An 11735-nucleotide genomic window follows, 5' to 3' on the forward strand; every position below is an offset into this window, starting at 1 on the left:
TTCCTCGTCTTAAGTTATTGTTGTTATTGGCAAAGAATGAAGCTGCGAATTGTCCAATTGGGTACTTTGCCATTCGGCATATTCTCCCCATTCGTGTAACTTCACACCTAAACTTTGATAAAAATTTCGTGTTGCAAGCGTTACAGGCTGCCCCACTGTTAAAGCCACTTTAAGGTGTGAAAAACCCAACTCTTCTAAAATGACTTGCTTAAATAAGGCAAAGCTCAACTTATCAATCAAAGATAATTTTTCTTCATTTTTCTGTTTTTGAAGTGCGTGCCAGTAATGTTTGGCAAGCCATTTATCACTTGGTAAGCGGTTATAAATTAACTGCTCAACACGGGCATAGGTTTCATTGGTCCCTAAAATCAATGTTGGCGAAATAATCTGTCTATCCTGATCGCGAGTATTTAAGGTCTCAGGAATATTTAAGTTAAAACCTGCAAGTAGCCATGATGACCATAGATAACGAATGTGACCAACACTTGAAAAAGCACGTGTGACAAATGCTTCCTCTTGATGATCTAGGTGGTGGTTTTGAACTAAATGTTTGGCCTCTGCAATCAAATCTTGATGAGAATATTGCACTCTCAGTCGTTGATTAGATTCAATCCGTTCAAAGCTAAAAGCAATTTGTGCAGGTTCGAGCTGAGTCTTTTTAAAATCAATACGATATTTCCCATTGGAACTTTTTAATAACTTATCGACAGCTACAACATAGTCATATTCAAATGTACTTAACTTGCTTTGTTCAATATAAAAAATATAAATTGGGTGATAGCGTAATGTCTCAATTGAAACAAGCTGCTCTAGCTCTTCTACGAGAATATAATCTGGTTTTAAAATCGCAAGGTGTCTTAAAAAGTCTTCTGTTTTTAATGTATCAACACTTTGGTCAATTAATTGAACTTCGCCACCTAAAGCCTGTATAGCCAGACTAATAGCAACTACATCAATATTCGGAGCACTGACAATAAGAAAAGTTTGCTTGTTTTGAAAACCATACTCATAAAGCGCAGACGCGTATCTTTCGCTAAGTTCTAGTAAATTTTTCCATGACCACTGCTGCCACAGACCTAGCTTTTTATGTCTTAATGCAATTGCATCTGGACGTGCTGTTGCGTGGTATGCCAACAGTGAAATAAGACTTTGCGAATAATCTGACATTTTTGCAATACCCCCCTCATAACGTCGATTGCTAAACGATGAGATAAAAAAATATTGCTGTTATATTTCAATTTACATGCCAAATATTTTTACAATTATTTTCAATAACTTATAAAAATATCTTTCTCTATCTGTGCATAAAAGTGATAGTTTATTGTTGAATAACTGTTTTTCAGGCAACAGTTATTACTTTAGTTTCAAAAAGATTTTTTTAGAGAAATCTCAAGAAAAAGTTTTGATTAATATTTTTGATTTTCATAATAGCTCTTCTTCGTTTTAAAAGAGCTATTATGATTTTTATCAATATTTTAGCTAAATATTTAACTAAACCACAAAGAAACCATGCGTCCCATCTGTATTCAATTGGGCAACTAATCCATATTCCCACTCTAAATAGTCTTGCATAGCTTGGATAGAATTATCCGTTCCTTCATAAGGGCGTTTATACCGATCTATACGGGGAGATAAGTAAACATGTTTATCAGTTTCCAAAACAAAAGTTTTTGCCCATGCCTGATTACCGCCTTCCAAGACATATACATTTTCTGAAATTTTGGATTGAAGAGCAGATACTGCATATTGTGCCAACAGACTAGTACCACAAGTCACAACAATTTTATGGTTTGTTGGAATTTTTTTCTCATTAAACAGTCGTTCAATATCTGCTTTTAATACCCATTGAGCAGTAGGAATATGCCCTTTTTGATAATTTGCACTAGTTGTAAAATCCAGAATAGTGACTTCTTCACGGACATCTAACCATGCTTGCAATTGTTCAGGTGTGATCCGATGTTTTATATGCAACAACGGAACAACTGGTTTCCATCCTCCTTGCTCGGTAAATATTGTCTGAAAATCCGCATCGAGTACGTAGACATCCCAATTCATTTGCGCCAACCAAGAGGCAGTCATATAAGCACGGACAAGTTGATCATCAATGAGTACAATTCTGGCACCGCGTACACTCGCATAATGGTCAGTTTCCTGAACTAGTTGCCCACCACCAATCCAACGGCTATTGGGTAGATGCGCTTGTATATACTCTTCTTCTGACCGTACATCAAAAACATAGGTGGTGCGTTCATTCTGTTGTTGGAATAGTTGTAGTTGTTCCAAACTAATCGTTTTTACACCAGCCTGCTGTGTTAATTGTTTGGCATTCTCTAATACGCCTAATGAATTATTTTTATTAGCAAAATTAGTATATTGTTGGTGTTGTCCTAAAGCTAATTGTTGCTGTGCCAATGTCCAACCAATCGTACCGTTACGTAAAGCATAGACTTCATGTCCAATCTTGGCATTAATCAATGACTGTGTACCAATTAAACTACGTGTACGCCCCGCACAATTCACAATAATTTTAGTATTTTCATCTTTAACAATATTTTTAGCATGGAGTACTAATTCAGCACCAGGTACACTGATACCGCCCGGAATACTCATTGTTTGATATTCATCAAAACGACGAGCGTCCAGAATGACAATGTTTTCCTGATCATCAATTAATTTTTTGACTTCTTGAGCTGAAAGTGACGGCGTTCCTTTATGATGTTCAACAAATTCACCAAAGGCTTTACTTGCCGAATTGACATCAATAAAAATTTCACCGCCTGCATCTTTCCAGCCTTGTAAACCACCATCCAATAATGAAATCTGCTGATAGCCTAATGCTTGTAACTGTTGATAGGCACGTTCTGCCAAACCTTCACCATTATCATAAATAACAATATCTGTAGACAGACGAGGTATTCGATTGAGAATTTCTACTTCAAATTTGGAAAGAGAAATATTGGCAGCAAACAAAGGATGACCTTGAGCATATGGATCTTCTTCACGTACATCAATTAGTGCGATTTCTTGACTAGCCAATAGTTTTTTGCGGATATCTTGATAAGTTTGAATATTGGTTGTCATATTAATGTTCCTGATTTGAATAACCTGAAATAAAACGCTTTGCTGTGCCATCTAAAGCAAAGGTATAGCGTTCTACTTTGCCAATATCTGCACCATAAATGTGGATGCTAATCGAAACCTGATCGGACAGCGCATTACTTACTTGATGCACATCACCCAAGGCTGGAGTAAAAAAATCAATTTCGCCAACTTTTAAATGATCTGGTTCTCCTGTGATCTCAAAATGTCCTAATGCATTTCTTTGGTAGCGCTGTGAGATTTCTTCACCTTGCAGGACACCAACGACTCCCCAAACTTCATGATTATGGATTGGTGTAGTTTGTCCCTTATCCCATACAAAACTGACAATTGAAAAATGATCTTCCGGATCGCGATATAATAAAAACTGTTGATAGCGTTCAGGGTTCGGCTGCCGATAAGAGCTTGGCAACCAATCATTTAAATGCAGCAATCTACGAAACTCTGGAATAAAAGATTGTATGAGATCAACATCTTCTAATTGCTGTGAAATTCCATATTCAATTTTTTCAATCAACGGCTGGAGTACTTGTTGCAACTGACTCATCTTTATTTTTGCTCCACTTTAAAACCAGTATCAAATGAAGATGTCACATCAAACTTTTTATCAATAAGCTTATATTTGGTATAAAAATCGGCAGTTCCTTGAGAAACTTTGATCACTTCATTATCGATCGGCTCCCACGAGGCATTACGACGTTTAAAAGCTTTGATTCCCACATCCTCTGGTAGTCCAGTTATTTTGGCATAAGCTTTACCAAACTCATCCCCATGTTGTCCTGCCCAAGCTTGTGACTCTTTTAAACGATAGATGAAATCTTGAATTGCCACACGTTTGTTCTGATCCTTTAAAGATTTATCCGTGGCTGCTAAAAAGGTATAACCTGAATACAAACCACGGCCATTAACCACCACACGAAAATGATCCTTGAGCTCAGCATATGCCGTATATGGATCCCATACCACCCAAGCATCTACTGAACCATTGGCAACAGCTAATTTTCCATCGGCAGGAGGTAAAAATTTAAACGTCACATCTTCAGGCTTCAGACCTTGTTGTTCTAGGGCCTTTAAAGTTAAAAGATGACTAATTGAGCCTTTATTAAATGCTAAACTTTTACCCTTTAAATCTTTAGCAGACTTAATTGGACTATTCTGCGGCACTAAAATAGCAACTGGATATGGATCTGCTTTATACACGGCAATAGCTTTGGCTGTTCCGCCATTAGAATTGGCAAAAATAAAAGGTGCATCCCCCAAGTAACCAATATCAATCGCATCTACTTTTAATGCTTCTGCAACTGGTGCAGCAGCTGGAAATTCATACCAATTGATTTTATATGAGACATTTTTTAAAGCACCAGATGCTTCAAGCTGTGCACGCATATTGCCTTTTTGATCACCAATATTGAGCACAACCTGCCCCTTATTTGCTTTGACTTCAGATGCCTGAGCATGTTCAGGTGAAGCCTCTTTTTTTGTACAACCGACTAAAATTGCTGTTGTAAAAACACCCAATAAAATTTTGCCATAGTGATTCATTATTATTTCCTTTCCGATTAGGCCGAAATCAGCTGTTGCTGTTGATCATATTTTTCTGTTTTTTCACGGATTTGGGGCAATAGCTCTCGACCATAATCAATTGCGTCCTGAACAGGATCAAACCCACGTATCAATACGCTATGAATGCCGAGTTTGTAATATTGCAAAATAGACTCTGCAACTTGTTCTGGGGTTCCCACTAATGCCGTAGAGTTATAACTGCCTTGAACTAAAGAAGTAATACCAGTCCATAAATTGGTATCTAAACGTTCACCTTGACCCGCTGCTGCAAGTAAACGTTGCCCACCCGTACTTTGTGGTTTTTTTCTGGCAGCTTGTAGGCCAAAGTTTTCTAATTGTTTTTTAGATAATTGATAAATTTCTTGTGCTTTTTCCCAAGCTATGGACTCACTATCAGCAATAATTGGACGAAATGAAATGTTGTAATCAAGTTGGCGCTCATGTTGTGCTGCCAACTGATTTAGTGTTTCAACCTGCTCTTGGGCCCCCGCTAGAGGCTCTCCCCAAAGCGCAAAAATATCAACCTGCTTTGCGGCAACTTGTAAAGCTTCTATTGAAGAACCGCCAAAATAAATTGGTAAGTGTGTTTGGAGTGGTTTAATTTCAGAATAAGCATCTACTACATGGTAATAATCACCTTCATAGCTAAAAGGTTCTTGGCTATACCATGTTTTTTGTACAACTTCGATGAACTCGGCACTACGTGCGTAGCGTTCTTGTTTATTTAAAAAATCTCCATCTTTTTTCTGATCAATATCACTCCCACCAGAAATAACATGTAGCGCTAAACGTCCATCTGTCAGCTGATCCAAGGTTGCCAATTTACGGGCTGCCAATGTTGGAGAAACAAAGCCCGGACGATGTGCCAGTAAAAATTTTATTTTAGACGTATGTGCAGCAGCATAGGCTGTCACTAAAAAACCATCAGCCTGATCGGACCAATAGCCACATAGAATACGGTCAAAACCAGCCTGTTCATGTGCCTGAGCAATTTTGACAATATAATTTTTATCAAAAGTTTTCGTCGCTGGAATAATTTCAGATGCCTCACGGTGCCAGATCATTCCTAAAATTTGAATTGCCATATTTAAACCCGATGTATTTTTTATAAGAATACGGCAGGTCTTAATATGTTAAAAACAAATATTAAATATATAATAATATTAAAATATGGAATACTAGCAGAATGAGTAGTGCTCAAAACATTGCGGACGTCAACGAAAGCGTTATCTTCAATTAATACTTTTTATATTGATTATGCTCAATAAAATTTCTTGATATTTTATTTCATCCCCATCCGAGTATGCTCTGTACTTTACGACTCATCTCTTGACAAATTGATTGATAGACTTCATTCAAATCGGGTTGAATCATATAAAAAAGTTGCACTGATAAATTGAAATCAGTAAGTTCAATTGAGGTAAGTTGAGCAGCATAAATACTCTTTTCAAAAACTTCTTTCGGTAATAACCCTACTCCAAGACCTTGAGCCAATAAATTCATCTGCAAATTGGTTCCTGTAACCTCAATTTTTATATTAGGTAACTGATTCAATTTATGGTATTCCGATACAAGATATTGGCGAAAACCACACCCTTCAGTATTAAGAATCCATCCTAAAGACTGACAATCGGCAAGATGCTGTACAGACATCTTTTTTAATTTTTTAGAAACAGTCGGCACAATTTGTAACTGACCTAAAATTTCCATGTTTATCTGGTCATTCTGCCCATAAGTTTGGGCTGTTGTTGAAAAAATGCAATCTAGCTTTTTTTCCTTAAATTTATCTAATAAATCGATACCCCAACCTGTGCTAATTTCTAAGTTTAATGTTGGATAACTTTGCTTTAAGTCTTCTAAAATACCTGACAAGATCGTGTCTGATAGACTTGTCGCAATGCCAATCCGTAAGTTTTGGGTCGATAATTTATAGCTGTTAACTAATTGTCCTAATGCATCTATTTCAGCAGTAACCTGTGCACACTGCTCAAAAATTTGAAATCCTAGCTGAGTCAATTTTAGAGGGCGTGTATTACGGTCAAAAAGTTGTAATCCCAAATCTGATTCTAGATTTTGGATCCTTCTAGTAATAGCAGGTTGTGAAATACCTAATTGCTGGGCAGCCAGACTGGTAGATTGAACATTGACAAAACAAACAAAAGCTTCAATATCTTCAATTTTCATAATAGCTTAGGACAAGATTTATAAATAAAGGTTATATCCAATTATGATGTTTTTTTATGGAATAAACAGTAGCCTACTATTCATTTTATTTCATATCATCAATATTGAATTTAATAAAAGTCCATATAAGTTTTAGGATAAAAATTACGAGAAGCTTTCAAACTTATGCTGAGTTCAATCGCAGTTATTCTCAGTTCAGCCGTAATTAACTTAAAAATAAATAGAAATTCAGTTTTAACTACGTTTGGAAGTTTAAATTTAAAGATGCCCAAGCGCAGTTAAAAGCCATTATTGTTAAATCTAATTTAAAATACTTTTTTTACAGACACTGTAAAAGTCGAGTCAATCGGATTTGAAATAGGTGCGTCTGTCTCACCATTACTATACTTTTTATAGTAGCTATTTTTATCCCATGCTTTTGTATACGCTAGTCCTGTAGTCCAGCCATCACCAAAATCTTTAACGAGTTCAGCTTTAACATCTTGAAAATTAGATTCTGAAAAGTTTTTGATCCTTTCATAGCCATAGTGAGCGCCAAAAGTCCAAGTATCACTGATAGGCTGGGTAAAGTTAAGATCTAAATAACTTGATCCTCTCGATCGTTTACCAGCAGGTCCCCCCATGGTTTTGAAGTTATAACCGGCATAGTCTGGTGTGTAAGTCACAAAGTATTTGAGGCTTAAAGGACCATAGCCAATTTGAGGTACGATTTCACCATAGTTATAACTGCTACTCCCCGTTTCTGGTGTACTTTTCGCGCCTGGGTAGTAGTAGTAAAAAACTGACATCCCAATTGAAAATTTATCGATTGTTTTTAAATAACCTGTATAAAAATCCCATTCAACCGAGGCATCTCGCAAATAATTAGAGCTCACGCTTGATGCCCAAGTCCCGACAAAAAAACCATTCGGATTGGCATAATCCAGTCCACTTTGCAAAGCAGGTTTACCCCAAGTTTGTTGAAACCCACGTGAAATATATTGGCTAGCAAAAGTAACATTCGCGCTATATGGAGAAGTTTTTTCTTGTTCATTTAATTGTTCAGCATGTACAACACAGGTAGACATAATGAGAGAAGCTGCGCCTAAAATTTTTCTCATCTATTAATTCCTTTTAAATATTACCTATAATCTTAAAGTTTTAAAATAACATGATAATTCAATTTAAAAAGTATTAAAAAGTTATAAATTTAGATTTCTCGACACTTCTTCTTGGCTATAGATCTCTTCAATACAATCTAAAATTTTAGGGATATAAGAACTTTGGTCCATGTTACGCATGGATAGAGAAATGGGACTATAAGCTTCTAAATCTAAGATATTTAAATAAGTTAGATTCTTCATTCCAATATCACATGCACTTTCTGGAATAATACAAATACCTTCGCCCGATGCCACCAAACCAAGCGCCATGTGAATTTCTCGTACTTCTGTCAGCTTGGCTGGGATTAAACCTAATTTGGTAAATAAAGCTTGAATAGTGGTTGAAAAATTAGGCTTAGGTGTCGTTGGGTAAGAAAAAATCGTCTCATTGATAATTTGAGATAAGTAAATTCCTGAATCTTGAAACTCACTTAATGGATGCTTTTTATGAATCGCGAGTTTTAATTTTTCTTTTCTAAGCAATAGCCTTTTAATCGCTGGATCACTAATGGGTAATCGGCCAAAACCTAAATCGATTTTACCAAGTTTTAATGCTTCCACCTGATCTCGTGTACCACACTCAATAAGCTCGACATGAATGTCAGGGTTCTTTTGTCTAAATAGATAAATGACCTGTGGTAAACGCCCATACAGAAGTGAACTGACATAGCCAACTTTCACAATGTTCTCTACCAACTTCATTTTTTTAGCCATCGAAGCAGCTTGAGCGGTATGCGTTAAAATTTGAACGGCATGTTGGTAAAAAAACAGCCCTGCTTCTGTAACTTTTAATGGACGCGATCCTTTCACAAACAAATCAATGCCTAATTCTTCTTCTAGTTTTTTGATTTGACGCGTGAGTGGTGGCTGGGCAATAAAAAGCTTCTCAGCCGCTTTAGTCAGACTTTGTTCTTCCACAACGGTAACAAAATAACGTAGATGTCTTAATTCCATTAATATACCTTTTTAGTATCTTAAAATACCGTTCTATATCTATTTTAGGCTATTACATTCTTCTATGGTATGTAAACAAGTTCGTAATAGTTGAAACTTCATGTATAGAACCATAGAAACCATACTTGTGGATATTCCAACTATCCGTCCTCACCAGTTGTCTGTGACTACCATGCGTACTCAGACTTTGGTGCTCGTTAAAATTACGACCACGGATGGTATTGTCGGTTGGGGTGAAGCGACCACCATTGGTGGACTGAACTATGGTGAAGAAAGTCCTGAAAGTGTCAAAGCCAATATTGATACTTACTTTGCACCATTACTCGCATCAGTTAAAGATTTAAATGTGGCTCAAACACTAAAACTGATTCGTAAGAATATTAATGGTAACCGTTTCGCGAAATGTGCCATTCAGACCGCTCTACTTGATATTCAGGCAAAACGTTTAGGCGTGCCGTTAAGTGAAGTTTTAGGTGGCCGTCTGCGTAATAGTTTACCTGTACTTTGGACGCTCGCGTCTGGTGACACAGAAAAAGATATTGCTGAAGCTCGAAAAATGATTGAGTTGAAACGTCATAACACGTTCAAACTCAAAATCGGTGCACGCCATTTGCAACACGATGTTGATCATGTGATTGCAATTAAAAAAGCACTAGGTGCAGATATTAGTGTACGTGTTGACGTAAATCGTGCATGGTCAGAGCTGGAATGTATTCAAGGTATTCAACAACTGCAAGATGGCGGGATTGATTTAATTGAACAGCCTTGTGCTATTCAAAATACTGAAGCACTTGCTCGTTTAACACGTCGTTTTGATGTCGCAATCATGGCAGATGAAGCTTTAACTGGTCCTGACAGCGCCTATCGTATTGCAAAAAGTCATGGTGCAGATGTATTTGCCGTGAAAATTGAACAATCAGGCGGTCTGATCGAGGCATGTGAAGTTGCCAAAATTGCAGGTTTGGCTGGAATCGATCTTTATGGCGGCACTATGCTTGAAGGCCCTGTAGGTAGCATTGCTTCTGCTCATGCGTTTGCAACCTTTGAAACATTAGCATTTGGTACTGAATTATTTGGTCCGTTGTTACTTACCGAAGAAATTTTGAAAGAACCGCTACGTTACGAAAACTTTGAATTGCACTTGCCAACGGCTCCAGGCTTAGGCATTGAAATTGATGAAGAGAAAGTCGAGAAGTTACGTCGTTAAGGCAACAGGATAAGGAGTTTCCCATGTTATTTCATGTACGTATGGATGTGCATATCCCACTTGATATGCCAGCCGACAAAGCAAATGAAATTAAGGCCGTTGAAAAAGCCTATTCGCAAGACTTACAACGTCAAGGTAAATGGCGTCATATCTGGCGCATTACAGGCCAGTATTCAAACATCAGTATTTTTGATGTTGAGAGCAATGAAGAGTTGCACAACATTTTACAAGGATTACCTCTCTATCCTTACATGAACATCGAAGTGATGGCAATGAATCGCCACCCTTCTTCTGTTCGTGATGATGATTCGTAATCTAAGAAAATAGTTTGAATGTGTGGTCGGAAGCACATTCAAAAAGTGAATATATTTATTCAGAAGGTAACAAGGAACGTGGCGGCACTTATTCGCTAGCAAAACAACATGCCCGCAGCGCTGCCACCCAAAACCGTATTGCATACTTAAGGAGTTTTAGTATGAACCGTCAACAAATTGATGCGCTTGTAAAACAAATGAATGTCGACACTGCAAAAGGCGAAGTAGATGCACGTGTTCAACAAATTGTAGTGCGCCTTCTCGGGGATTTATTTCAAGCCATCGAAGACTTAGACATCCAACCTTCAGAAGTATGGAAAGGTTTGGAATATTTCACAGACGCAGGTCAAGCAAACGAACTTGGTCTTTTAGCAGCTGGCTTAGGTTTAGAGCACTATCTTGACTTACGTGCAGATGAAGCCGATGCAAAAGCTGGCGTTACGGGTGGCACACCGCGTACCATTGAAGGCCCACTTTATGTAGCTGGCGCGCCTGAATCTGTTGGCTTTGCGCGTATGGATGATGGCACTGAATCTGGCAAAATCGATACCTTAATTATTGAAGGTACCGTAACTGATACTGATGGCAATATCATTGAAAATGCTAAAGTTGAAGTATGGCATGCTAACAGTTTGGGTAACTACTCATTCTTTGATAAGTCTCAATCGGACTTTAACTTACGCCGTAGTATTTTAACTGATGCTGATGGTAAATATGTTGCATTAACCACAATGCCAGTGGGTTATGGTTGCCCGCCAGAAGGTACAACTCAAGCCCTTCTTAACAAATTAGGCCGTCATGGTAACCGTCCATCTCACGTTCACTACTTCGTTTCTGCACCAGGTTTCCGCAAGCTTACAACTCAATTCAACATTGAGGGTGATGAGTACTTATGGGACGACTTTGCTTTCGCAACTCGTGATGGCTTAGTGGCAACAGCAGTTGATGTAACTGACCCAGCTGAAATCCAACGCCGTGGTTTAGATCACGCTTTCAAACACATCACATTTAACATCGAACTTGTTAAAGATGCCGCTGCAGCTCCTTCAACTGAAGTTGAACGTCGTCGCGCTAGCGCTTAATTGAAAGTGTATGTGAGTTAAAAGTTCGCTTTTGACTCACAAAATTTATTCCATTTATTACTACCATTAAGAATTTAAATAAATTTTTAGCGGTAGTAATAACATCACGTTACCTCATGCTCTAAGGTTTCTCACATGATTGACAAAAGTAAGTCCTCTCTTAGCGAGGTACTATCGCAGATTAAAGATG

11 protein-coding genes are annotated in these 11735 nt (G+C 37.6%); 3 read left to right on the forward strand and 8 right to left on the reverse strand.

Going from position 1 to position 11735, the window contains the following annotated elements; all coding sequences use genetic code 11:
• Positions 1–9 precede the first annotated feature (9 nt).
• The 8 genes from ODQ17_RS14430 to ODQ17_RS14465 form a co-directional block, all read right to left on the reverse strand.
• A complete protein-coding gene (locus ODQ17_RS14430) occupies positions 10–1167 on the reverse strand; it encodes an AMP-binding protein (RefSeq protein ID WP_322904550.1) in 1158 nt (385 codons plus the stop codon).
• A 324-nt stretch (positions 1168–1491) separates the two neighbouring features.
• Complete coding sequence (locus ODQ17_RS14435) at positions 1492–3081, reverse strand: rhodanese-like domain-containing protein (protein ID WP_322904552.1); 1590 nt, start codon at positions 3079–3081, stop codon at positions 1492–1494.
• Between the two features lies 1 nt (position 3082).
• On the reverse strand, positions 3083–3646 hold the full coding sequence (locus ODQ17_RS14440; RefSeq protein ID WP_322904554.1) for a cysteine dioxygenase: 564 nt from the start codon (positions 3644–3646) through the stop codon (positions 3083–3085).
• A gap of 2 nt (positions 3647–3648) precedes the next feature.
• Complete coding sequence (locus ODQ17_RS14445) at positions 3649–4641, reverse strand: ABC transporter substrate-binding protein (protein WP_322904556.1); 993 nt, start codon at positions 4639–4641, stop codon at positions 3649–3651.
• Positions 4642–4658: 17 nt separating this feature from the next.
• Positions 4659–5747, reverse strand: a complete 1089-nt coding sequence (locus ODQ17_RS14450; RefSeq protein WP_262772044.1) for an LLM class flavin-dependent oxidoreductase — start codon at positions 5745–5747, stop codon at positions 4659–4661.
• A gap of 202 nt (positions 5748–5949) precedes the next feature.
• A complete protein-coding gene (locus ODQ17_RS14455; protein ID WP_151768162.1) occupies positions 5950–6846 on the reverse strand; it encodes a LysR family transcriptional regulator in 897 nt (298 codons plus the stop codon).
• A 305-nt stretch (positions 6847–7151) separates the two neighbouring features.
• A complete protein-coding gene (locus tag ODQ17_RS14460) occupies positions 7152–7946 on the reverse strand; it encodes a TorF family putative porin (RefSeq protein WP_322904561.1) in 795 nt (264 codons plus the stop codon).
• An 81-nt stretch (positions 7947–8027) separates the two neighbouring features.
• The gene (locus tag ODQ17_RS14465) at positions 8028–8942 is read right to left on the reverse strand and encodes a LysR family transcriptional regulator (RefSeq protein ID WP_005305939.1); all 915 of its coding nucleotides are present in this window, start codon (positions 8940–8942) and stop codon (positions 8028–8030) included.
• A 100-nt stretch (positions 8943–9042) separates the two neighbouring features.
• On the opposite strand from ODQ17_RS14465, the gene ODQ17_RS14470 reads away from it, so the two are divergent.
• The 3 genes from ODQ17_RS14470 (at position 9043) to catA (ending at position 11545) form a co-directional block, all read left to right on the forward strand.
• A complete protein-coding gene (locus ODQ17_RS14470; protein ID WP_005305941.1) occupies positions 9043–10149 on the forward strand; it encodes a muconate/chloromuconate family cycloisomerase in 1107 nt (368 codons plus the stop codon).
• A gap of 23 nt (positions 10150–10172) precedes the next feature.
• Positions 10173–10463 (forward strand): muconolactone Delta-isomerase, encoded by a 291-nt coding sequence (gene catC / locus ODQ17_RS14475; protein WP_005069136.1) that lies wholly within the window; start codon positions 10173–10175, stop codon positions 10461–10463.
• A 161-nt stretch (positions 10464–10624) separates the two neighbouring features.
• Positions 10625–11545, forward strand: a complete 921-nt coding sequence (gene catA / locus ODQ17_RS14480; protein ID WP_019458831.1) for a catechol 1,2-dioxygenase — start codon at positions 10625–10627, stop codon at positions 11543–11545.
• Positions 11546–11735: the final 190 nt, after the last annotated feature.

Source organism: Acinetobacter sp. IRS14 (assembly GCF_034650275.1).
GTDB lineage: Bacteria > Pseudomonadota > Gammaproteobacteria > Pseudomonadales > Moraxellaceae > Acinetobacter > Acinetobacter oleivorans.

Coding starts and splice junctions, on each gene's coding strand:
- catC (WP_005069136.1), top strand. CDS start 10,173: ATGTTATTTCATGTACGTATGGATGTGCATATCCCACTTGATATGCCA.
- ODQ17_RS14450 (WP_262772044.1), bottom strand. CDS start 5,747: ATGGCAATTCAAATTTTAGGAATGATCTGGCACCGTGAGGCATCTGAA.
- ODQ17_RS14460 (WP_322904561.1), bottom strand. CDS start 7,946: ATGAGAAAAATTTTAGGCGCAGCTTCTCTCATTATGTCTACCTGTGTT.
- ODQ17_RS14440 (WP_322904554.1), bottom strand. CDS start 3,646: ATGAGTCAGTTGCAACAAGTACTCCAGCCGTTGATTGAAAAAATTGAA.
- ODQ17_RS14455 (WP_151768162.1), bottom strand. CDS start 6,846: ATGAAAATTGAAGATATTGAAGCTTTTGTTTGTTTTGTCAATGTTCAA.
- catA (WP_019458831.1), top strand. CDS start 10,625: ATGAACCGTCAACAAATTGATGCGCTTGTAAAACAAATGAATGTCGAC.
- ODQ17_RS14435 (WP_322904552.1), bottom strand. CDS start 3,081: ATGACAACCAATATTCAAACTTATCAAGATATCCGCAAAAAACTATTG.
- ODQ17_RS14465 (WP_005305939.1), bottom strand. CDS start 8,942: ATGGAATTAAGACATCTACGTTATTTTGTTACCGTTGTGGAAGAACAA.
- ODQ17_RS14445 (WP_322904556.1), bottom strand. CDS start 4,641: ATGAATCACTATGGCAAAATTTTATTGGGTGTTTTTACAACAGCAATT.
- ODQ17_RS14430 (WP_322904550.1), bottom strand. CDS start 1,167: ATGTCAGATTATTCGCAAAGTCTTATTTCACTGTTGGCATACCACGCA.
- ODQ17_RS14470 (WP_005305941.1), top strand. CDS start 9,043: ATGTATAGAACCATAGAAACCATACTTGTGGATATTCCAACTATCCGT.